The 23,536-nt window shown below is 61.0% G+C and carries 17 protein-coding genes; 12 read left to right on the plus strand and 5 right to left on the minus strand.

The window, feature by feature from the left end; genetic code table 11:
- Nucleotides 1-7 precede the first annotated feature (7 nt).
- Together AC3WTO_RS14665 and AC3WTO_RS14670 are read left to right on the plus strand one after the other, a co-directional pair.
- A complete protein-coding gene (locus tag AC3WTO_RS14665; RefSeq protein ID WP_492461557.1) occupies nucleotides 8-976 on the plus strand; it encodes a DUF1839 family protein in 969 nt (322 codons plus the stop codon).
- A 9-nt stretch (nucleotides 977-985) separates the two neighbouring features.
- Nucleotides 986-3,448, plus strand: a complete 2,463-nt coding sequence (locus AC3WTO_RS14670; protein WP_492461432.1) for a glycoside hydrolase family 2 protein — start codon at nucleotides 986-988, stop codon at nucleotides 3,446-3,448.
- An 87-nt stretch (nucleotides 3,449-3,535) separates the two neighbouring features.
- Here the strand turns inward: AC3WTO_RS14670 and AC3WTO_RS14675 are convergent, their stop codons facing one another.
- The 4 genes from AC3WTO_RS14675 to AC3WTO_RS14690 all read right to left on the minus strand — a co-directional run bounded on the left by AC3WTO_RS14675 (nucleotide 3,536) and on the right by AC3WTO_RS14690 (nucleotide 7,204).
- Entirely contained in the window at nucleotides 3,536-5,347 is a 1,812-nt protein-coding gene (locus AC3WTO_RS14675) for an alpha/beta fold hydrolase (RefSeq protein ID WP_492461433.1), read from the minus strand.
- Nucleotides 5,344-5,616: a hypothetical protein gene (locus tag AC3WTO_RS14680; RefSeq protein WP_492461434.1), complete on the minus strand. Its 273-nt coding sequence runs from the start codon at nucleotides 5,614-5,616 to the stop codon at nucleotides 5,344-5,346. Before AC3WTO_RS14680 ends, AC3WTO_RS14675 begins: the two co-directional genes overlap by 4 nt.
- Before the next feature lie 112 nt (nucleotides 5,617-5,728).
- Entirely contained in the window at nucleotides 5,729-6,067 is a 339-nt protein-coding gene (locus tag AC3WTO_RS14685; protein ID WP_492461435.1) for a VanZ family protein, read from the minus strand.
- A 120-nt stretch (nucleotides 6,068-6,187) separates the two neighbouring features.
- Nucleotides 6,188-7,204: a glycoside hydrolase family 5 protein gene (locus tag AC3WTO_RS14690; protein WP_492461436.1), complete on the minus strand. Its 1,017-nt coding sequence runs from the start codon at nucleotides 7,202-7,204 to the stop codon at nucleotides 6,188-6,190.
- 817 nt (nucleotides 7,205-8,021) lie between these two features.
- Between AC3WTO_RS14690 and AC3WTO_RS14695 the strand changes: the two genes are divergently transcribed.
- The 7 genes from AC3WTO_RS14695 to phoB all read left to right on the plus strand — a co-directional run bounded on the left by AC3WTO_RS14695 (nucleotide 8,022) and on the right by phoB (nucleotide 18,206).
- Nucleotides 8,022-11,732, plus strand: a complete 3,711-nt coding sequence (locus AC3WTO_RS14695; RefSeq protein WP_492461437.1) for a response regulator — start codon at nucleotides 8,022-8,024, stop codon at nucleotides 11,730-11,732.
- Between the two features lie 276 nt (nucleotides 11,733-12,008).
- Entirely contained in the window at nucleotides 12,009-13,046 is a 1,038-nt protein-coding gene (locus tag AC3WTO_RS14700) for a substrate-binding domain-containing protein (RefSeq protein WP_492461438.1), read from the plus strand.
- A 96-nt stretch (nucleotides 13,047-13,142) separates the two neighbouring features.
- Entirely contained in the window at nucleotides 13,143-14,600 is a 1,458-nt protein-coding gene (gene pstC / locus AC3WTO_RS14705) for a phosphate ABC transporter permease subunit PstC (RefSeq protein ID WP_492461439.1), read from the plus strand.
- Entirely contained in the window at nucleotides 14,597-15,913 is a 1,317-nt protein-coding gene (pstA, locus tag AC3WTO_RS14710) for a phosphate ABC transporter permease PstA (RefSeq protein WP_492461440.1), read from the plus strand. The genes pstC and pstA overlap by 4 nt, the downstream gene beginning before the upstream one ends.
- Before the next feature lie 14 nt (nucleotides 15,914-15,927).
- Nucleotides 15,928-16,752, plus strand: a complete 825-nt coding sequence (gene pstB / locus AC3WTO_RS14715; RefSeq protein WP_492461441.1) for a phosphate ABC transporter ATP-binding protein PstB — start codon at nucleotides 15,928-15,930, stop codon at nucleotides 16,750-16,752.
- Between the two features lie 37 nt (nucleotides 16,753-16,789).
- Nucleotides 16,790-17,497, plus strand: coding sequence for a phosphate signaling complex protein PhoU (gene phoU, locus AC3WTO_RS14720; RefSeq protein WP_492461443.1), 708 nt, complete (start codon nucleotides 16,790-16,792; stop codon nucleotides 17,495-17,497).
- 19 nt (nucleotides 17,498-17,516) lie between these two features.
- Entirely contained in the window at nucleotides 17,517-18,206 is a 690-nt protein-coding gene (gene phoB, locus AC3WTO_RS14725) for a phosphate regulon transcriptional regulator PhoB (RefSeq protein ID WP_054313665.1), read from the plus strand.
- 233 nt (nucleotides 18,207-18,439) lie between these two features.
- Here the strand turns inward: phoB and AC3WTO_RS14730 are convergent, their stop codons facing one another.
- Nucleotides 18,440-19,681, minus strand: a complete 1,242-nt coding sequence (locus AC3WTO_RS14730) for an ROK family protein (protein ID WP_492461444.1) — start codon at nucleotides 19,679-19,681, stop codon at nucleotides 18,440-18,442.
- 337 nt (nucleotides 19,682-20,018) lie between these two features.
- Between AC3WTO_RS14730 and xylF the strand changes: the two genes are divergently transcribed.
- From xylF to AC3WTO_RS14745, 3 genes are all read left to right on the plus strand, one after another.
- The gene (xylF, locus tag AC3WTO_RS14735; protein ID WP_492461445.1) at nucleotides 20,019-21,059 is read left to right on the plus strand and encodes a D-xylose ABC transporter substrate-binding protein; all 1,041 of its coding nucleotides are present in this window, start codon (nucleotides 20,019-20,021) and stop codon (nucleotides 21,057-21,059) included.
- Nucleotides 21,060-21,290: 231 nt separating this feature from the next.
- Nucleotides 21,291-22,607 (plus strand): sugar ABC transporter permease, encoded by a 1,317-nt coding sequence (locus AC3WTO_RS14740; protein ID WP_492461446.1) that lies wholly within the window; start codon nucleotides 21,291-21,293, stop codon nucleotides 22,605-22,607.
- A 74-nt stretch (nucleotides 22,608-22,681) separates the two neighbouring features.
- Nucleotides 22,682-23,470: an ATP-binding cassette domain-containing protein gene (locus AC3WTO_RS14745; RefSeq protein ID WP_492461447.1), complete on the plus strand. Its 789-nt coding sequence runs from the start codon at nucleotides 22,682-22,684 to the stop codon at nucleotides 23,468-23,470.
- Nucleotides 23,471-23,536: the final 66 nt, after the last annotated feature.

Raw genomic sequence — 23,536 nt, forward strand, 5'->3', positions numbered from 1 at the left:
CTTGGCGCTGCCGACAGTCTTTGCCGGGCTCGACCCCGCCGGCTACAAACCACATGCGCTCCATCATGCGGAACGCATGTGGCCGGAAACCAATTGCTATGTCGATCTGTGGATCGAGACATTGCATGCCTTCGGCAGCGAGCCGGCGGCGATGCTGGGTTTCACGCTGACGCAGGATTTCGAGGGCGACCAGTTCACTTTCTTCAAGGTGCCATTGGAAGATCTGGAAGCGCTGTACGGTATCCGCTGCACCGAACTCGCCATCTACGACCGGGTCGAGACGCATGTCGCCGAACAACTGGCGCGCGGCCGGCTCTGCCTGGTCGAGATGGATAGTTTCTATATGCCCGACACGCATGGAGTCGGCTACCAGAACGAGCATGGCAAAACGACGGTGGCGATCAATCGTCTCGACCTTGCCAACCGCACCGTCGACTATTTCCACAACGCCGGTTTCTTCCAACTGGCAGGCGACGATTTCGACGGCTTGTTCCACATGAAGGACGAGCCAGAGGAATTGCCATTCCTGCCCTATACGGAATTCGCCAAGTTCCCTGCGCAACGGCCCGCGCACGGCCACCTGCATGCGCATGCCGAGCAACTGGCAAAACAGCACTTTGCGCGCCGGCCCGCGGACAATCCGGTGGCGGCCTTTGCCAAGGAATTTCCCGGTCAGGTCGAAAGGCTGGCCGATCGACCCTTCGATTTCTTCCACAAATATGCGTTCAATACGCTCCGGCAGCTCGGCGCGAATTTTGAGCTGGCCGCGAGCCATCTCGACTGGTTGCGTCCGGATGGATCGCTCGCTGAAGCCGCGGATAGCGCCCGGCGCATTTCCGAGGTTGCCAAAGCCGTCCAGTTCCAGGTGGCGCGTGCGGTGGCGCGACGCAAGTTCGAACCGCTGGCGGTCGCTCTCGATCCGGCTGTCGATGCCTGGGACGCGCTGATGCGTGGCCTGGCCGGCAGGCTCGGCTAGCAGCGCGCTGTGGGCGCGGATATTCCAGCGTATGGTGGCCAGGGGCGCCGTCTGGAACAGGGCTGGCGAATGGTGATCACCGCTGCGGGCGCTTGGGAAGGGCCGCCCCCGGGCGCAGGATCTCTCGAGACGATAGCAGCGCCCGTACCTGGCACCGTCGCGGGTGCGCTGGAACGAGCCGGCCAGTTTGATCGCACGCTGCCACGATCGTTGAACACGGCCGATGCCTGGTATTTTCTCGATCTGCCGGGCGAGGCGCCTGGGTCGGCTACGCTGCATTTCGACGGGCTGGCCACCATCGCGGAAATCTACTGGAACGGCGATCTGGTCCAGACTTCAAGCTCGATGTTTGTCGGGCACAAACTGGCCGTCACCTTGACCGGAAACGACAGGCTGGCGATCTGTTTTCGGGCGCTTGCGCCACATCTGGAAAAGCGAGGCCCGCGTGCGCGCTGGCGGCCGCAGATGATTACACCACCCGGCTTGCGCTTGGTGCGAACCACCGTGCTTGGCTACATGCCTGGCTGGTGCCCGGAGATCCAGGCCGCAGGGCCCTATCGCGCCATCCGGTTGGTCCGGCAGGAAACGGGCGCGCCGCAAGATGTCCGTGTCGCCGCGATATTGGATGAGGACGGGACTGGCCAGCTCGCTGTGCGTTTCAGGGCGCCCGGATTGACAGGCTCCGTCTTGCTTTGTTGCGCGGGCAGTGAAGTCGAGCTTTCGAACAAGGATGGCCATTTCGAAGGTCACCTTTCAGTTCCCAACGTTGCCGCCTGGTGGCCGCACACGCATGGCGAGCCGGTTCTGCACGATGTCGAAATCCTGTCCGGAGGCGAGCGTCGAACCATTGGCCGTACCGGTTTCCGACGCATTGCCGTCGATCGAGGATCGGATCAGCGGGACTTCGCCCTTCTCGTCAATGGCGTGCGCGTTTTCTGCCGCGGAGCGGTCTGGACCAGCGCCGACATTGTCGACCTGCCCGGCGAACGGGATCGCTACGCGCCGCTTCTCGCACTTGCGGCCGACGCGGACATGAACATGATCCGGGTTGGCGGAACCATGGTCTACGAGACGCCGGAGTTCTTCGCGCTGTGTGATGAACTTGGCATCATGGTCTGGCAGGACTTCATGTTCGCCAACTTCGACTACCCGATCGGCGATCCGGATTTCGCGACATCGGTACGCATGGAAGCCGAACAGTTCCTACATGGCATTTCGGCTTCGCCGTCGCTGGCGGTGCTGTGCGGAGGCAGCGAAATGGCGCAACAGGCGGCCATGCTCGGTCTGCCGCTGACATCGTGGTCGGGTCCTCTGACGGATGAACTGCTGCCGGCGGTTGCCGCCGCGATCAGGTCGGACGTGCCTTACGTCTCAAATAGCCCAAGTGGCGGAGTGATGCCGTTTTCCCCCAATGAAGGTGTCACCCACTATTACGGCGTCGGTGCCTACTGCCGTCCGCTCGACGATGCGCGGCGCGCCAACGTCCGCTTTGCCGCCGAAAGCCTGGCGTTCGCAAATGTGCCGGAGCAAGCCCTGCTCGACATTGCGTTGCCTGTTCCGGCGCTCCACGATCCGCGCTGGAAAGCACGGGTGCCGCGCGACCGCGGCGCATCGTGGGATTTTGAAGATATTCGCGAACACTACCTCGCGCTGCTCTATGGCGTTGATCCGGCGCGGCTGCGCCGCGAAGATCCGGCTCGTTATCTCGACCTGTCGCGTGCAGTGACAGGCGAGGTGATGGAGGCGACCTTCGCCGAATGGCGGCGGCCCGATTCCGGCTGCAACGGCGCGCTGGTCTGGACCTACCAGGACCTGCTGCCCGGCGCCGGTTGGGGCGTGGTCGATGCCAGGGGGATGCCAAAGCCGGCCTGGTACGCGTTGAAGCGCACCTTCCGGCCGACGCAGATCATGCTGACGGACGAAGGGACCAACGGCGTCGACGTGCATGTCGTCAACGATGGTGGCATGGACTGCGAGTTCACCGTCGAAGTGGCCTGTCTGCGCGACGGGGTGCAGCCTGTGGTGCGCGGCTCGCAGGCAATCTTGGTGCCTGCCCGCCAGGGTATCACTGTGCCCGCGACGCGCCTGTTCGGCGCTTTTTTTGACACGGCCTATGCTTTTCGTTTCGGCCCACCCGCGCATAATGTGACGGTTGCCCGATTGAAGGACGTCGGCGATCAAAGCCTCGTTGCGGAGGCGTTTCATTTTCCGCTCGGTCGGGCGGAGGCCCTGGCGGAAACCACCATCACAGCGGAGCTTTCCAAAGAGGGTGGACATTGGCAGCTGGCGCTGACCGCTGCTCGTCTGGCCCAATCAGTCCATATCGACGTCCCCGGCTTCATACCTTCGGACAACTGGTTCCATCTGGCGCCGGGAGAAGAGAAGCTGGTGCGGTTCTTTCCGCTTGAGAACGTGGAAAAGCCGAATGGCGAAGTCCGCGCCCTGAATGCGAGGGCTGTCGTACAGTTCTGACAGCATGCGCAGCGACCACCGCCGTGGTCGTTTTCGTGAATCCACGCTTCTTCCTGTCAATGCCGGAGCATACTTTTGCCGGACTGGCTATGAACGGGATTCGTCTGCTTTCAATGCGGCTGCCAGGATATGCTCGTACACCACCGCCTTGGCAGCTGGTGGCGAGATGTTGTGGTCGGCATCGGCAATGATCTCGAGCGAAACATTGTCATAGCGTTTCAGCCCTTCGCCATTCCTGCCGAGATAGAGGCGAAAGCGGTCGAGGCCGATGTCGGCTGCGCTGTAGATCAAGGTCAATGGCATATGTCGCTGGGCAAGGCGCTTGAACGCGGCGTGGGTGGCTTCCCTCAAGCGAGCATTTTTCGACAGCGGTGCCAGCAGCGCTGGCATCATGCCGCCGATACGCAGGGCGAGCTGCTTGCCGATACTGATCAACGCATGGCGGACATCGACCCGACCGGCGAAGAGACGTCGCACCGTGTCGATGCTGACCATGCGCCGGCCATAGTCTTCGAGCGAGCGGACGTTGTTGCGCACGGCGTCATCCACCCCTTCATCCTTGTCCCAGATGAACGTGAACGGGTTGATCGCGACGGCGGCCTTGCAGCGATCATCGGCAACAGCGCTGCGGAAGGCGAGATAGGCGCCGCTGCAGCGCCCGGCGAGCACCGCCACGCCAAGCGCCAGGCCATCGAGGAGGTCGAAAGCGGCGACGACGTCGTCGATCTGGTAGTCGGTGTACAGCATCTGTCGGGGGGCTCCGATCGCCGGCGGACTGTCGCCGACATTGGCGGCGTCGAAACGCAGGGAAGCCACGCCCTTGGCTGCCAGAAAGCGGGCCGTTTCAACGGTCGAGCGGGCCCAGCCGGCCTGGCGGTCGTAGCCGCTTCCGAGATAGATGACGGTGGCGCCTCGCCTTGGACCAAGAGGTTCGCAAAGGATACCGTAAAGGCGATCGGCGGTACCGAACCGCAGCGGAGTCTCGATGAAATCGGGACCTTCCAGACGGGCTATCGCCTGCGCGTCCGATACTTGCGCCTTTTTTGCCTTCGACCGTGCGACCGATGCGGAAACCCAGCCCACGACCTGATTGATGACCGCAGTTGGCTGCCTGGCGAGCGTCGGATTGGAAACCAGATCATCGTAGCCAAGATAGGGCAGGCGGGTGACTTCGGCACCTAGCGTTGACAGATGCGCCGAAAGCGCGACGTCCTTGTCCCGTGCCGGCCGTTCGAGCATCAATACGCGGCCGGCAGGCAGAGCGGGCAACGCTTCGAGGTTAAGTTTCTTGATCTCGGCCGCGATCTCGTCGGGCATGACAAGTCCCGCCACGGCGACGTGGCCGGCAATGCGTTGGTCCTTTCGCAAACCCAGGCCGTCGTCCACCATCTGCGACCACGCGGCCAACTCACGCAGATAGAACCGGCCGCTGACCACCGGCGCCATCAGAACGACGGCATCGACGTTTTCGAGCTTCGGAGCGACAGTGGCGGCCAGCATCGCGCCAAGGCCGTGACCGATGAGGATCAGGCGGGTGGCGCCAGAGAGGCGGTGCAATTCTTCGACGGCAGCGAGAACCGCCCCTTCCCAGACCGCGAGGCCATCAGCGAAATCCGTCCGGTCGAGCGCGTCGCCGGTACCCGGATAGTCGAAACGCAAGCTGGCGATGCCGGACAGCGCCAGTCGCTCGGCGAGATCGCGCCAGAGCTTGCGCGTGCACATCTCCTCGAAACCCCAGGGGCTCAGAAAAAGCACCGCGCTGTCGTGCTGCTTGGAGGTGGTGGCCGCTTCGGCATAGAGCCCGACAGTGCCGCAGAACGTGACCGGCCATGCCGCCGCAAGCTGCTTTTCGGCCGGGCTTGATGAGCTCGTTGAAACGGGAGCAGAAGGTGCATTCATTTCGAGGCCTGCGAGGTGTAGGTCAACAGCACGATCAGACTGAGCGACAACCGCGAGACCCACCCGATGCCCGAGAAAAGATGCGATTGCATGTGATCGATAGCGGCAACATCTTCGAACAATGCTGCTGCCAGCAGACGCTCTGCAAACGCATGGACAATCACCCCACCGGCAATGGCTATAGCCAAGCCAGGCACGGCTTGCAATGCTTGGGTGGCTAGAGATGCGGCGGAGCAGCTGGCAACAGCAGCGAAGAACAATTGGATCATGACTGGACCCGCGGCTGCCTTGCCCGCTCGTCTTGATGCGGGCCTGTGCTCTTCGGGGTGTTAGATTGCCGTGAATACCAGCCTGAAAGACAATTTCAGCGTTATGGACCCTTCACGAGGGACGGCGCAGCAGACGGCCGACCAACGTGATCACAGCGATGCCGAAGAGCCCGGCGGCGGCTTTGACGATCATGTCTTCGATGCGCCCGTGACGGCCGGGATCGATCAACTGGAGTGACTCCAACACGGCGGCGATACCCACGACGAAGAAGGCCGCGCGCGTCGTATGACGGGGAAAGCTCAGCGCCAAAGCGCTACCCAGCAACAAATAGGCCAGTGCCCGCTCCACATTGGCATCGCCGAAATGCGGCCTAAGCCCGATCGGCGAGAGGGTGGCAAAGACGATCAAGGCCAGGAGGAAGATCGACGTAAGGCGGGAAAGTAGAATCATCAGGTGTAATTAGTGTTGGCTTTCGAAAGTTTAAAGCACACCTTTTGTCGCTACCCAAGGGATGCTGCTGTTCAATAGAACTTTACCTGCCGGATGGGAATGAAGGTTCGGGCCGCCAACCTACCCTTTCCTTTCAAGCGCCGGGCAGGACCCCTTCGCGGCCGGAATGGCTCCTGCTGCCTCCAGTGCCTTCAGTTGTGGTCGATCGCCCGCTTTGGTCGGCTGGATGTTCAGGTCTTCGTTTTCTGGCCACCAGTCGCCACCGGCCCAGTAAGTCCATCCGGTCCAGCTTTCAGGGTTCCTGTCGATAAAATCGACCATGGCGGTGATGCCGTCGATACAGGTCTTGTCCGGGCCGCCGCCGAACTCTCCAAGGAAACCACGCTTGCTGTTCTTCTGCAGCCAGCCGGTGACGTCCTTGAGCGCTGTCAGTGCTTCCGCCGCGGACGAGCACGTTTTGTGCGTGCCGGAAAAGTCGCTGTCGAGATACTGGTGGACTTCATAGGCATAGTTGTCTGCTGCGTCTTCCACACCCAGCATGACCTTGCTGTTCGCTTGCTCCGGGTCATCGCCCAGCCAGCTGTGCGCGCCGGTCCAGTTGGTACCTGGCACGAGGATCAGGTTGCTGGCACCCGCCTGGCGTATCGCGGCTATGGCGGCATTGGCAGCCGAGAGCCATTGTGTGGTTGCAATGTCATATGGTTCGTTCATCAGGCCGAATTGGACCGCCGGGTCGTTGCGGTATTCGCTGGCAAGCCGTTTCCAAAAATCCGCAAAAGCGCTGTTCGGTACCGATCCCGAGCCGACGAGCTCGCCGCGGTAACGGGCGTAATTGTGGACGTCGAGGATTACGACAAGACCGGCACGCTTGAGCCTGCCGACTGCATTGGTGAGACGCGTGTGTTCTTCAGTGTCAAAGTCCTTGTTCAGTTCCGGCTGCAGATGTTCCCACCGAAACGGCAGTCTTACGGCGTTGAAGCCCTTCTGGGCGAAATAGCTGATCGTGGCGTCACTGGGATAGATGTAGTCCTTGCCGTAGACGCCGGTAACGTCTCCGAATTCGGCGCCGGCGAGGTTGACCCCTCTCAGGCAACCGGCCGAAGCCGCATTCGAAGCCAGGATCGTGGATGCGATCATGGTGGTCACAGTCTTCCAGAAGCGGGAACGGGATCGAACCATGCGGTGTCTTAGCCTGCTTTCGGCGTGATCACCACGGCTGCGCGTGGCGCTTGGCAATCGACAAGCATCCGGCTGCCTCGTGCAATGCAAAACGCGGCGTCGCGGGTCAAGTCGCTCTCAACGCCATGGCTGCCCTTTATGGAGAGAGCAGGCCCTTGCCGATGTCGGTCAGCCTAGTTGCAGGTTACGTGCACGCGTCCGTCCGCCTGCTTGGCTTCGCCACAGGCAATTGGGGACGCTGTTTGTGGCGCGGATTGGGTGTTGGGCCGGGAGACACCTGCCGTGCGCGCCAGCCGACGCTGTTTCTTCCGATGAGCAACCGGTCTCTGTGGCGCAATGGGTTCTGCGGTTGGACCGACAGGGAAGACTTCAGTGCCGCTTTCGACGGGTGGCGTCTGCACGGAGGGGTCATCGCGCAGCCAGGCGCGGCGCATATCCATGGATGGGGGAATGACGACCGTTCCGTCGTCGGTGCGCGCACAGCCACCTGCCAGCATAGGCAGGCATAGGATCATTCCAAAAACGTAAGGCCGCATCCGCATCATTTCGAGGACATCCATTACTCGTAAGGCGCATCCATCGCAACCGTCTGTCGGACAGAACCGCCTGGTCCGCGCGTCGGTTCCGATTTGTTAAGGTTAATTGCCCATTAAACCTTCTCGGGCAGATTTGGCCGCCGGCTTGGGGAAGGCGGCAAGGCTATTGGGGTGAGGGGATGGCTATGGCAGGCGCTACGATCGGAACAGGCTTGCCTCCGGCGGCAAACGGACATGACATGGTCAGCTTGGCGCACACCGATGAGGCGATTTCCCGCGAAGTCCTGCTGGAGGTGATCGAAGCCGAATCCGGTTGGTTGTGGGAGACGGATGCGGACCTGCGGTTCTCGTGGCTTTCCGAAAGCTACAAGGCCGCGACAGGCAACGAGCCCGGCACCGTCATCGGACATTTTCGCTTCGACTTCCTCGACCAGGTACAAAAAGGCAGCGAGAATGCAACTGCCCACCTGGAGAATCTACAGGCGCGCCGTCCGTTCCAGGATTTCCTCTATCAGCCCAAGGACCACAATCAGGGCTTCCGCTGGGTCTCGACCTCGGGATTTCCAAAGTTCGATGCCGATGGCCATTTCACCGGTTATCGCGGGATCGCGCGCAACGTCACCGCGATGGTCGAGGCGCTGGAAGGCACGCAAAGCCTGTCGAACCAGCATGACCAACTGCGCGAGACCCATGTCGACCACATGATGGCAGCGCTCAACGCGATGAGCGATGCGGTCTGTTATTACGATGTCGAAGACCGGCTTGTGCTCTTCAATGACGCACTGCCGACGATGTATAACGGCATCGCCGACGTCATCCACAAAGGCATCACCTTTCGCGACATCATCAATGCCGGCCTGGAGCGCGATTTCTGGGACACTGAAGACCAGGGGCACGATGAATGGCGTGACACGGTGCTGGACAAGCGCCGCAATGCGCAGGCATCGTCGTCAATCCTGCGCTTTGCCGACGGTCGCATCATCATGCATCGCGAAATGCATGGAGCTGAAGGCGGCACCATCTCGATTTGCACCGATGTAACCGAATTCGAGGCGAGCCGATCCGAAGCCGCTGCCGCTGGCGAACGTGGCCGTGAGCTCCAGTCCGATTTGCAGCGAACCATCGATTCGATGACCATGGGCGTCATCATTCTCGACGCGTCGATGAATGCCGAGATCATCAATCGCGCGTTCTATGACATCTGGAAGGTAACGCCGGAGCAAGTCTCCGTAGGGTGCCCGTTCCGGGCGCTGATGGATGTCAATCGATACAACGGGGTCTATGACATCGCTGACGAGCATTGGGAGGACTATGTCGCTTCCCGTGTCGCGGAAATCAAAATCGGCGATGTCGCTCCGCGTGAGTTTCGCCGTGCCGACGGCCACACCATGATCTATTCTGTGACGAGGCTATCCGGCGGAAAACGCCTGATCTCCTATGTCGACGTCTCGGAAGTGAAGAAGCGGGAAGCTGAAGCCGAAGAGGCACGCCGCTATCTTGAAAATGTTCTGGAGTCTCTTCCCGCCGGCGTTCTGATCTATGATCGCGACGATCATTTTGTGTTTGCCAACAGGAAGCTTCTGGATTCAATCCCGATTCTGCAGCCGGCCTGGCAAGCGGGCAAGACATTCCGGGATTCGTTGGAACTCGGACATGCCAATGGCTGCTTCCGTCTCAGCGGCGACCCAGCCATCGACGAACTTTACGAGGTCGATCCTCAGTCATGGCTGGAGGCGATGCTGGTTCGCTGCCGGCAACGCTACTCAAGTTTTGAACGCCAGAACCCGGACGGACACTGGTACCAGGCTTTCGACATGCGTGCCGAGGACGGCACCTTCATAGGCGTGCGCGTCGACATTTCCGAATTGAAGGACCGCGAACGGGCGTTGCAGGAATCGATGAGCGAGAACGAGGTGTTCCGCTCGTTGATCGACAACGTGCCGGTGTCGATCTACGCCAAGCGCTCGGACCTCAGGCTGTTCTACGTCAACGAGGGCTGGTGCGAGCTGACGGGCATCGCTCGCGCGGATGCGATCGGCCGTACCGATGTCGAGATCTTCGGCGAAGAGGGCCAGGTTTTTGTCGAAGGCGATCTGGCAGTCCTGCGCACAGGCAAGACCTACGAGGTCGAGGAAGAAATCACTGCGGCCGATGGCTCGACGCGCCATCAGTTTGCGCGCAAGAGCGCGATGATTGCATCGGATGGGTCGCTTTATCTGATCGGATCGACCACCGACATTACCGACCTGAAGGAGCGCGAGGCTGAACTGCAGGATGCTCGCCAGCGTGCCGTGTTGGCCGATCGTGCCAAGTCGGAATTCCTCGCGAACATGAGCCACGAGATTCGGACCCCGATGAATGGCGTGCTCGGTATGGCGGAGTTGCTAGCCAAGTCCGATCTTGACGCCAAGCAGAAGACCTTCACCGATATCATCGTGAAGTCAGGCAACGCGCTGCTTACCATCATCAACGACATTCTCGATTTTTCGAAAATCGACGCCGGACAGTTGGTGCTTGACCCGGCGCCGTTCAACCTGGCGGAAGCCATCGAAGATGTGGCGACACTGGTCTCCACTCGCGCCAAGGAAAAAGATCTCGAATTGATCGTGCGCGTTCAGCCCGGCCTTGACGGGCTGTTCGTCGGCGATGTCGGGCGCATCCGTCAGATCGTCACCAATCTGCTCGGCAATGCAGTGAAGTTCACCGACCATGGCCATGTCCTGATCGACGTCACAGGTGACAGGACCGCATCCGGCGCCAGATTGACCTTGTCCGTGACCGATACCGGCATCGGTATTCCGCAGGACAAACTCGCACAGGTCTTCGAAAAGTTCAGCCAGGTGGACACATCGTCGACGCGGCGCCATGAGGGAACCGGCCTTGGGTTGGCCATCACTTCGAGGCTCGTCGAACTGATGGATGGAGAAATCGGTGTCCGGAGCGTGGAAGGCAAGGGTTCAACCTTCTGGTTCACGGTAACTCTAGCGAGCGCCGAGCAGACCGAGACGCAGCGCATATTGCCGATTGATGTGACTGGCGCACGCGTGCTCGTTGTCGACGACAATGCGGTGAACCGCTCGATCCTGAGCGAACAGATGGCATCGTGGTCGTTCGACTCCTGCGCTGCCGCGAGCGGGCCAGAGGGGTTGCAGGTTCTGGCTGCTGCGGCGGCTTACGGCGTACCTGTCGATTGCGTGGTGCTCGACTACCAGATGCCCGAAATGACCGGTGCGGAAGTCGCGCGCGTCATCCGCAACACCGAGAGCCTTTCCGGCACGCCTATCATCATGCTGACTTCGGTGGATCAGACGCTGTCCAACGCCAGCTACCGCGATCTCGGCATCGCGGCACATCTCATCAAGCCTGCTCGTTCATCGATATTGCTTGAGGCCTTGGTTTCGACGATCCAGAAACACAGGGGCGGGTTGCACACGCGCACGCTGACGACGAGCGACGGTGTCGAAGGCGTGGCGGCGAGCTTGCGCACGACCAGGATCGAAACCTCGGTTCAGGCTGTTCCGGCTGCATCGCGGGTTGCCAGCAGCGACAGCGGGCTCGATATTCTCGTTGCCGAGGACAATGAGGTGAACCAACTGGTCTTCACCCAGATTCTCGCCGACACCGGCTATAGTTTTGAGATCGTCGGCAATGGCCGGCTGGCGCTTGAGGCATCGGGCCAGTTGAAACCGCGCATGATCCTGATGGACGTTTCCATGCCGGAGATGAACGGCCTTGAGGCGACCGGCGAGATTCGCAAGCGCGAAGCGGGAGACGGAACGCATATACCGATCGTCGGCGTGACGGCGCATGCGCTGAAGGGCGATCGCGAGCGTTGTCTGGAAGCGGGCATGGATGACTACCTGCCCAAACCGATCAGTCCGAAGGCCCTGCTTGAAAAGCTCGATCGCTGGCTTGGCGGTCAAACCGGAGCCCATCGCAACGTCGGATAGAAAGCCGGCGTCACGATCCCGGACAGTTTTCAGAAATTTGACGGAAAAGTCGTTTGCCGGCTCGCATGCATGGTGAGTCCATGCAAGCCTCTGATTTGCACCAGGAATCCAAGCTTTCACTAAAATGGACTCAGTGGCGCTTTGCCAGCCTGCGCCGAGCGCGTTACCGGGGTGACACGAAACTGTCATGCGACTGTAATAAACGAGCGCTATGGCCTCACCCGGCGCCGCAGGAAAGGCGTCTAGAGACCACCTTCCCTAACAGGAGCAGGCCCAATGAAAAAAGCTCTTCTAACCGCGTCGGCTGCGGCCTTCGCGCTCGCTGCATCGGCTGGCTACGCCGCCGCGCGCGACCAGATTCAGGTTGCCGGTTCGTCGACCGTGCTTCCTTATGCCAAGATCGTTGCCGAGCAGTTCGGTGAAACCTTCTCGAAGTTCAAGACCCCAGTCGTCGAATCCGGCGGTTCGGGCGCCGGCATCAAGGAATTCTGCAAGGGCGTCGGCGAAAACACCATCGACATCGCCAACTCCTCGCGCCCGATCAAGAAGGACGAACTGAAGTCCTGCCAGGACGCTGGCGTCAAGGACATCCAGGAAGTCAAGATTGGCTATGACGGCATCGTCTTCGCCACCGACGTCAAGGGTCCGGATTGGGCGCTGACCGCGGAGGACGTCTACAAGGCGCTCGCCGCCAAGGTCGTGGTCGACGGCAAGCTGGTTGCGAATCCGAACACCAAGTGGAGCCAGGTCAATCCGAAGCTCCCCGAGTGGGACATCGCTGCTTACATCCCGGGCGAAAAGCATGGCACCCGTGAAGTCTTCGAAGAGAAGCTTCTCGTTGCCGGCTGCAAGAAGCTCGGCGGCGTGGAAGCGGGCAAGGCCGGCGGCCTCGATGACAAGGCTGCGGAAGCGGCCTGCAAGGCCGTGCGCAAGGACGGCAAGGCTGTCGACATCGACGGCGACTACACCGAGACGCTCGCCCGCATCGACAGCAACAAGACCGGCGTTGGCGTGTTCGGCCTCGCTTTCTACGAAAACAACGCCGACAAGCTGAAGGTTGCTACGGTTTCCGGTATCACGCCGTCGACCGAAACCATCGCAAAGGGCGAGTATCCGGTGTCGCGTCCGCTGTTCTTCTATGTGAAGAAGGCGCATCTCGGTGTCGTTCCGGGCCTCAAGGAATATGTCGACTTCTTCCTCGCCGACCAGATGGTTGGTCCGGAAGGCCCGCTCGCCGAGTACGGCCTGGTTGCCGCTCCGGAAGCCGAGCGCAAGGCTCAGCGCGAAGCTTTCGACGCCGGCAAGTCGCTGTAATCCTCCCAGGTGTCCGGGGTGCAGGTTCGACCTGCGCCCCGGTCGCCGCTGCCGGTCGCAGACCGGTGGCCCATGTGACCTTTCAGAGGCCGCTCCATGTCATCCATGCTCGTGCTGGCAATCGTCATTGTCATCGGCATAGTCGCCTTCGTTATCGCAAGACAGCGCGCGACAGCGCAGGATGACGGCAAGATCAAGCCGCATTCCAGGGCTCACTACCATGGCTGGTGGGCGTTGCTGCTGGGTGTTCTGCCGGCGGTTCTTTTCCTCGCTGTATGGAGCATAGGCTCCTCCGTCTATCTCAACAGCCGCCTGCATGGGCAGATGCCGGCTGAAACCGGTGTGGCCAGTGAGCCACTTGCGGTGAGCCTGACCAAGAGCCTGGCCAACGGCCTGCGCAAGCTTGATGCCCAACAGGTGGCTGCTTTGCCGGCGACCTTCGCCGAATTGCAGCCGCTTCTCGGTGCCAAGGGTGTGGCGCTCGCCACCGATACGCAGGACTATATGATCCCGATCGCGGCCGAGGCCAACCGGACGACCGACTTGCTCGGCCTCATCGGCGCGGTTGTCACGATCGGTTTGGCTCTGGCCGGCTCGTTCTACGGAATCTCGCAGGTGCAACTGCGCGCTCGTGCCCGCAACAACGTCGAAAAGTTGATGCTTTGGGGCCTGCTCGGCGCCTCGACCATCGCCATTCTGACGACCATCGGCATCGTGTTGTCGATGCTGTTCCAGACCCTGAATTTCTTCAATCGTGTGCCGCCGCTGGACTTTTTCTTTGGTACTGTCTGGGATCCACGTTTCGCCGCTGCCGGCGCCGGCGCCTCCGAAGGCCAGTTCGGCCTGATCCCGCTGCTCGCAGGTACGCTCTACATCGCTTTTGTCGCATTGCTGGTTGCGGTGCCGATCGGTCTGATGTCGGCGGTCTACATGGCCGAATACGCGGCACCGAAAGTGCGCGCTGCGGTAAAGCCCGCACTTGAGCTGCTTGCCGGCATCCCGACCATCGTCTACGGCATCTTCGCACTCGTCACGCTCGGACCTTTCCTGCGCGACCTCAGCGCAGCCCTTGCCGGCGGTACCTCCTTCATCCAGGCGCAGTCGATCCTGACCGCCGGCCTGGTGATGGGCGTGATGCTGATCCCCGTGGTGTCTTCATTGTCGGACGACATTATCACTGCGGTGCCGCGCGCCATGCGCGACGGTTCGCTTGGCCTCGGCGCGACGCGTTCTGAGACCATCAAGCGCGTGATCCTGCCTGCCGCGCTGCCCGGCATTGTCGGTGCCATCCTGCTTACAGCCTCGCGCGCAATCGGCGAGACCATGATCGTGGTGCTGGCAGCGGGTGTTGCCGCCAATCTGACGCTCAATCCGTTCGAGGCAATGACCACCATCACCGTCAAGATCGTCAACCAGCTGACCGGCGATCTGGAATTCAATTCGCCGCAGACACTGGTCGCCTTCGCGCTCGGCATCACGCTGTTCGTGCTGACGCTGGTGATGAATATCGTCGCCCTCTACATCGTGCGCAAATACCGGGAGCAGTACGAATGACCGACGTCACTCTGGATACGGTCGCGACAGCCACGGCTCCTGCGCGCCGCGACATCGGCCTCAAGCGCCGCTATGCCGCCGAACGCCGCTTCCGCCTCTATGGCGTGCTTGCGATCCTTGTCGGCCTGGCTTTCCTCGTCGTCATGCTCGTGTCGATCCTGGGCAAGGGCTACACATCCTTCTGGCAGACGACGGTGTCGCTGCCGATCACCTTCGACGAGAAGGTGATCGATCCGGACAACAAGCGGGCAACGGACCCTGAAGTCCTGCTGACCGCCAACTATCCGGTGCTGGCGCAGAAGGCACTTGCCGAGAAACTCGGCATCGACGCGAAGAACAAGCCGATGATGACGAAGCTGAAGGGCTTCCTGTCCGATGGCTCTCGCGTGCAGTTGCGCGATGTGGTGGTCTCGGATCCCAAGGTCATCGGTACCACGCGCACCGTCGATATTCTTGCTGGTGCCAACCTCGATTCCGCCTTCAAGGGCCAGATCGACCTCTCGGTGCCGGAGGATCGCCGCAAGGTGTCCGACCAGCAGGTCGAGTGGATGAACAAGCTGAAGGCCGAAGGCGCCATGGCCGAGCATTTCAACACCGGCCTGTTCACCTTCGGCGCGTCCAGCCGTCCGGAAACATCGGGCCTCGGTGTCGCCATCATCGGTTCGTTCTACATGATGGTGATCGTGCTGCTGCTGGCGCTTCCGATCGGTGTTGCCGCCTCGATCTATCTTGAGGAATTCGCCAAGAAGGGCCGCTTCACCGACCTGATCGAAGTGAACATCAACAACCTGGCCGCGGTGCCCTCGATCGTGTTCGGTCTGCTCGGCCTCGCCGTCTTCGTCAATTTCCTCGGCATGCCGCGCTCCGCTGCTTTCGTCGGTGGCCTGGTGCTGACGCTGATGACGTTGCCGACCATCATCATCGCGACACGTGCCGCGCTCGCAGCCGTCCCGCCTTCGATCCGGTCGGCCGCGCTCGGCCTCGGCGCCTCGAAGATGCAGATGGTGTTCCAGCATATCCTGCCGCTGGCAGCGCCCGGCATCCTGACCGGCACGATCATCGGCCTGGCACGCGCGCTCGGTGAAACGGCGCCGCTGCTGCTGATCGGCATGGTGGCCTTCGTCGCCAATTATCCCGCAACCCCGTTCGATCCAGCGACGGCACTTCCGGTGCAGATCTACATGTGGGCCAACGAAGCCGAACGCGCGTTCGTGGAACGCATGTCCGGTGCAATCATCATCCTTCTGGTCTTCCTGATGGCCATGAACATCACAGCGATCGTGCTCAGGCGCCGCTTCGAACGGCGCTGGTAGAAAGGGAGCCTGATATGAATATCATGACGGAAAAGACCCTCGAACAGGCAGTGAGCAGCCAGATGAGCGCCCAGACCAACGAAGTCATCAAGATGCGCGGCGACAAGGTCACCGTGCACTACGGCGATAAGCAGGCGCTCTTCGACGTCAATCTCGACATCCGCCTCAACCAGGTGACGGCGCTGATCGGCCCCTCGGGCTGCGGCAAGTCAACTTTCCTGCGCTGCCTCAACCGCATGAACGATACGATCGACGCGGCCAAGGTTGGTGGCAAGATCACGCTCGACAGCGAAGACATCTACGATCCGAAAATCGATGTGGTGGAGCTGCGTGCCCGCGTCGGCATGGTGTTCCAGAAGCCCAATCCATTCCCGAAGTCGATCTATGAGAACGTCGCCTACGGGCCGCGTATCCATGGCCTTGCCAAGAACAAGGCGGATATGGATCGCATCGTGGAGTCCAGCCTGCAGAAAGCGGCGATCTGGAACGAGGTGAAGGATCGCCTCGCTGAGCCCGGCACCGGCCTTTCCGGTGGCCAGCAGCAGCGCCTATGCATCGCGCGTGCCATCGCAGTGTCGCCGGAAGTCATCCTGATGGACGAGCCGTGCTCGGCGCTCGATCCGATCGCGACCGCGAAGGTCGAGGAACTGATCGACGAACTGCGCCAGAACTATACGATCGTCATCGTGACGCACTCGATGCAGCAGGCCGCTCGCGTCTCGCAGCGCACGGCGATGTTCCATCTCGGCTATCTGGTCGAAGAGGGCGCTACCGACAAGATGTTCACCAACCCCGACGACAAGCGCACGCAGGACTACATCACCGGCCGCTTCGGCTGAGTGAGCGATTGCTGCCGAGGAAAAAAGGACACAAGATATGGGCGAACATACCGTTGCGTCGTTCGACGAAGAGCTCGGACAGATCAGCAGGCTCATCAGCGACATGGGTGAATTGGCCAGTTCGATGGTTGAAAGCTCCACCAAGGCGCTGCTCAAGTCAGACAATGGACTTGCCCAACGTGTCGTCTCGGACGACGCGATCATGGACGCGCGCCAGCGTGAGCTGGACAGCAAGGCGATCACGCTGATCGCCAAGCGCCAGCCCATGGCACAGGATCTGCGCGCCGTGGTCGGCGCCATCCGCATGGCAGGGGACCTGGAGCGCATCGGCGATCTGGCCAAGAACATTGCCAAACGTGTCGGAGCGGTCGGGCAGGGCGCCACGCCGCGCGATCTTTCGCATTCGATCGATTCCATGGCGCATCTGGTGCTCAACCAGGTAGACGGCGTCGTGGAGAAATATGCGGCGAAAGACGCAGAGGGTCTCGCCCAGCTGAGAGCAGACGATGAGAAGATCGATGTCAAATATACGTCGGTCTTTCGCGAACTGCTGACCTATATGATGGAAGATCCCCGCAACATCACGGCCTGCACGCATCTGCTGTTTTGCGCCAAGAACCTCGAGCGTATCGGCGACCACGTCACCAATATCGCCGAAAACGCCTTCTACGTGCTGACGGGCGAGCAGTTGCCGCCCAATAGGCCGAAGCTCGACGAGACGGCTGCCGCCGTTCCGGCGGCCTGATCACAGGACGGACGGCAAGATGATCGCGCCGCGCGTCATGGTGGTAGAGGACGAGGAGCCGCTGGGCGTTCTCCTCCGCTACAATCTGGAATCCGAGGGCTACCAGGTCGAAGTGGTCGCCAGAGGTGACGAAGCCGAAATCCGGCTTCAGGAAAACGTACCGGATCTGCTGGTGCTCGACTGGATGGTGCCGGCGGTCTCCGGCATCGAACTCTGTCGTCGGCTGCGCATGCGGCCGGAAACCGAGCGTCTGCCGGTCATCATGCTGACGGCGCGCGGCGAGGAGAGTGACCGTGTGCGCGGCCTCTCCACCGGTGCGGACGACTATCTGGTCAAGCCGTTCTCGATGCCGGAGTTCATGGCACGCGTGAAGGCGCTGCTGCGCCGGGCGAAGCCGGAGGTGCTGTCTTCCGTGCTCAAGGTCGGCGACATCGTGCTCGACCGCGAGTCGCACCGGGTGTATCGCAAGAAGAGCGAGATCCGCCTCGGGCCGACGGAGTTCCGGCTGCTGGAATTCATGATGCGTCACCCCGGCCGGGTCTTCTCGCGCAGCCAGCTGCTCGACAATGTCTGGGGCGAGACGATCTACATCGATGAACGCACGGTGGACGTACATGTCGGTCGCCTGCGCAAGGCGGTCAACAACGGCCGCATGCCGGATGTGATCCGTACCATCCGCGGCTCGGGCTATGCCATCCGCGAGGATTAGCGCATGACCCCGAAAGTCGGAATCGATTTTCGGAAAGGCAGGGTGGCATGCGCCGGCCGTCATGCGCCGGACAAAAGAGTTGGAGCGTCCTTTGTGCGTCCACTAGGACGCGCGGCGCTTTAGAGCGTTTCTGTTTTTACGGAAGCGCTGAAACGCTCTAATTCTTTGTTTTTGCGCAATTCCGGACGGAAAACCGCTACACACTTTTCCTGGAATTGCTTTAACCGGCGGGCTCAGGCTTCCACAAGCTGAGGCGCCGAAGCTGTCGGGCCACCAAGCGCGAAGATCTCCTGATCAATGAAGGTCAACGCGCGCATGGCGCAGCCTTCGCGGATCAGCATCTGCTCGTTCGGCTCGATGTTGAACACGATCGAATTCGAATGCTGTCCGCCGGCAGTCTGAGCAATTGCGCGCCGCAGGGCCGGCTCAATCAGGTCGAAAGCTGTCGCCCCGATACCGACAAAGGTCACAGGTGCCGGATCGATGACGGCGAAAAGCGAACCGAGGCTATAGCCGAGAGCCGTGCCTGCCCGTTCATAGGCTTCGCGTTCCGGACCATCGCCCGCCCGCGCTTTTTCAGCCAGCATCCGCATTTCGTCGTCGGGAATATCCGCGGCAGGTTCGGTGTTCTCGTCCAGTCCCCGGGCGTTTCGCCAGATCGCGTAGTTGCCGGCATAGGCTTCGACGCAGCCATGGCGACCGCAGCGACACAATGCGCCATTCGGCCGGTGGATCATGTGTCCGAACTCGCCGCCGGACGACTGGGTGCCGATGAACAATTCGCCATTGAGCACGATGCCCATGCCGATACCGTGCGAAAGCACAACGGCAATGAAGTCGTCGCGGTAACGGTCCGTGCCGCGCCAGCGAAGAGCGACAGCCATCATGTTGCAGTCATTCTCGACGATAACAGGAATGCCGAAAGCGTTTTCCAGGATATCGGCGAAAGGAATCTCTCCATGTGGGGTGATCGGCGTCCACAACATGGTGCGCGCGTGTGAATCCGCCGTACCTTGAACGGCAAAGGCGATGCGCAGCACCTGATGGTTCTTAAGACTCTGGTCGTCGAGCCGCCGCCTGACGATTTCGACGCACTCGCCGATCAGCGCCTCTCGCGGCAGAGACAGAGTGTCCAGACGGCGTGTTTCCTCGGCCAGCACCTTGCCGGAATAGTCGACGGCTGCCGCCGTCACCAGGTTAAGCGACAGAACGACCGTCAGGACGGCCGCAGCGTTTGGGTCGAGTTGCAGTCCCACCTGTGGACGGCCACGTTTCGATGCCGTCGGTTCGCTGCGGCCTTCGCGCAGGATGCCTTCCGCTATGAGGTCGGATGAAATCGTCGAGATGGTCGAATGGCTGAGGCCAGTGATGGCGGTGATTTCGGTGCGGGAAGGCTCGCCGGAGCGACGCACGGCGGCAATCACCATTGCGCGGTTCCTGCGGCGCAAATCGTCGTGACGGATCCCGACAGTCATGTTCTTGCCGTTCCTCCCCCGCCGGCTTCGCGAGCGTTGAAGCCGTTGCGTCCGGTGGCTGTTCCGGATGCGCATCCATCGTGCATAGGTCGATGCGGGAACGAATGCAAAACCCGTTTCGCTTTCATTGTTTCGACGGAGCGCTCCTCCACAGATAGTGGCAGAACATGCAGCTCTCGTCATCATTATTTCGTGCTTCGAAAAAAATACTGTCAACGGCTTGAATCCCGTTGACAGAAAGCCATACCTGCGCGATTATTTTTTCGAAGCTCGAAAAAAAGCTTCTCCAACGGCCAACGCACACAAAAAGCGCGCCTTTGGGCGCGGGGAGGAAAAAATGAGGAAATTCACGGCCGCCATTCTGGCGGGTGCCGCCATGACGCTCGCGCTTTCGGCTGTCGCCGAGGCGAAAGACAAGGTCATTGGCGTGTCCTGGTCCAATTTCCAGGAAGAGCGCTGGAAGACCGACGAAGCCGCCATGAAGAAGGCGATCGAGGCCGCCGGCGACAAGTATATTTCCGCCGACGCGCAATCGAATCCGGGCAAGCAGCTCACCGACGTCGAAAGCCTGATCTCGCAGGGCGCCAACGCGCTCGTCATCCTGGCGCAGGACACCTCCGCCATTGGTCCGGCAGTGCAGAAGGCCGTCGACGAAGGCATTCCCGTCATCGCCTACGACCGTCTTATCGAAAACAAGGACGTCTTCTACCTGACCTTCGACAACAAGGAGGTCGGTCGCCTGCAGGCGAAGGGCGTGTTCGATGTGAAGCCGGAAGGCAATTACGTCTTCATCAAAGGTTCCAGCACAGATCCGAACGCCGATTTCTTGTTTTCGGGCGCAATGGAAGTGCTGAAGGCTGCCATCGATGCCGGCAAGATCAAGAATGTCGGCGAGGCCTACACCGATGGCTGGCTGCCGGCGAATGCCCAGAAGAACATGGAGCAGTTCCTGACCGCCAACGACAACAAGGTCGATGCCGTGGTGGCCGCGAATGACGGCACTGCCGGTGGTGCGATCGCTGCTTTGGCGGCGCAAGGTCTTGCCGGTTCGGTTCCGGTCTCCGGCCAGGATGGCGACCATGCCGCGCTGAACCGCATCGCGCTCGGCACGCAGACTGTTTCGGTGTTCAAGGATGCCCGCGACCTCGGCAAGAATGCCGCTGAAATCGCGGCGCAGCTCGCCGATGGCAAGAAGACGACCGACATCGCCAAGGTCACCGACTTCACCACTCCCGGCGGCAACAGCGTCAAGTCGGTGTTCCTGACACCGGTCGCGATCACCAAGGACAATCTCAACGTCGTCATCGACGCCGGCTGGGTCTCCAAGGATGTCGTCTGCCAGGGCGTGAAGGCCGGTTCCGTCAAGGCCTGCGACTAAGCACGTCTGCTGTAACGAAGGAGACCACGGCCTGAGTGCCGTGGTCTTTTGCAACGGCTCCCACCCCGGAGCCGACAAGTCCCTGTTAAATGGCATGCCAAAGGCGCCAAAGCGGCGCATGGTTAGAGCGTTTCGGCTCTTCGCGGAAACGCTCTAACTCTTTGTTTTTACGCAATTCCGAACGCAAGACCGCCGCGCACTTTTGCTGGAATTGTTCTAGGGAGGAATATCATGACTGATACGACCTCGAATGCGCCGGTCGATCGCGCCCGCGCAGCCGAACTGACATCACTCGGACGCTTCCTCAAGGCGACCGAACTCGACACCCGCATGCTTGGCATGGTTGCAGCCCTGCTGATCATCTGGGTCGGGTTGCACCTGCTTTCCGGCGGCCTGTTCCTGACGCCGCGCAATCTCTGGAACCTGTCGGTACAGACATCTTCCGTCGCCATCATGGCGACCGGCATGGTGCTGGTCATCGTCATGCGCAACATCGACCTGTCGGTCGGTTCTGTCGAAGGCGTGATCGGCATGGTAATGGGCGTTGCCCAGGCCGAGTTCCTGATCCGGGTGATGGGCATGCAGCTCGGCAATCCGTGGCTCTGGATCATCGCACTGGCCACCGGCATCGTGGTCGGCCTGGCAATCGGCGCGCTGCAGGGCTTCATCATCGCCTATCTGGAGGTGCCTGCCTTCATCGTCACGCTTGGCGGCCTGCTGATCTGGCGTGGCGTAGCCTGGTGGATCACCAGCGGCCGAACGGTGGCGCCGATGGATGCAACTTTTCAGCTCATGGGTGGTGGGCCGGCTGGCTCGATCGGATCGACATGGAGTTGGGTGCTCGGTCTTGTGGCATGCGCCGGGGTGGTCGCGATGCTGCTCAACGGCCGCGTGCAGCGCAAGCGCTTCAAGTTTCCCCTGCGCCCGGTCTGGGCGGAAGTCTTCCTGGCTGTCGTCTCCTGCGGGATCATCCTCGGTGCTGTGAAGATCGCCAATTCTTATCCCTGGCCCGTCGGGGTGGTGAACAAATATGCCGCCGCCAACAACATCACGGTTCCCGAGGGTGGTCTTTTCATTGCGCACGGAATCGCCATCCCAGTGCTGATGGCGATTGCAGTCGGGCTCATCATGACCTTCGTCACCAATCGTACGCGTTTCGGACGCTACGTCTTCGCCATCGGCGGCAATCCGGAAGCAGCCAATCTGGCCGGTATCAACACGCGCTGGGTGACCATGAAGGTGTTCATGATCATGGGCGTGCTGGCCGCGATCGCCGCGGCCATTTCATCGGCTCGCCTGAACGCTTCGACCAACTCGCTGGGCACGCTGGATGAATTGCTGGTGATTGCCGCAGCGGTCATCGGCGGAACCTCGCTCGCCGGCGGTTCGGGAACCATCATCGGCGCGATGCTGGGTGCCTTGCTGATGCAATCGCTGCAATCGGGCATGGTTCTGCTCGGCCTCGATACGCCGTTGCAGAACATCGTCGTGGGGCTGGTGCTGGTCGTCGCCGTCTGGCTCGACACCATGTACCGCAAGCGCGTCTAGAGCAATTCCCGCAAAAGAGTCAGAGTTTTTCGCGTTTCCGAAAAACCGGAAACGCTCCAGAAAAGGGCAGGACCATGGAACAGACCCAAACTCCGCTCGTGGAAATGAAGGACATCTCCATCGCTTTCGGCGGCATTCGCGCCGTGGATGGGGCCAGTTGCGATCTCTATCCTGGTGAAGTCGTGGCGCTGCTAGGTCACAACGGCGCCGGCAAATCGACGTTCATCAAGATCCTCTCGGGCGCTTACAAGCGCGATGCCGGCCAGATCTTCATCAACGGCCAAGAGGTTGCAATTTCCAATCCCCGCGAAGCCAAGAAATATGGCATCGAGACGATCTACCAGACGCTCGCTTTGGCCGACAATGTCGATGCCGCCGCCAATCTGTTCCTTGGCCGGGAAGTGATGACCAAATACGGCACGCTTGACGATGCGGCCATGGAGGCTGAGGCCCGCAAGGTGATGGGCCGCCTCAATCCACGCTTCCAGCGCTTCAAGGAGCCCGTGGTCAAACTGTCCGGCGGTCAGCGTCAGTCGGTGGCGATTGCCCGTGCCATCCTCTTCAATGCGCGGATCCTGATCATGGACGAACCGACGGCCGCCCTTGGCCCGCAGGAAACGGCACAGGTCGGCGAACTGGTCAAACAACTCAAGGCGGAAGGACTCGGCATCTTCCTGATCAGCCACGACATCCATGATGTGTTCGACCTGGCGGATCGTGTCTGCGTGATGAAGAACGGCCAGGTTGTCGGCACTGCCCGAACCCAGGATGTCACGAAGGATGAGGTGCTGGGCATGATCATTCTGGGCAAATGCCCGCCAGGTGCCATTCCGGGGCCCGGCGCACTCAAGGAAGCGGCTTGAACGTCCGGCCAGTCCGGGACGCTTCTGCGCCATTTGTCAGCAATGCCAGCCTGGGGGCTTGTCGCT

The sequence above is a fragment of the Mesorhizobium sp. EU05-FHT14A09 genome (genome assembly GCF_058790995.1).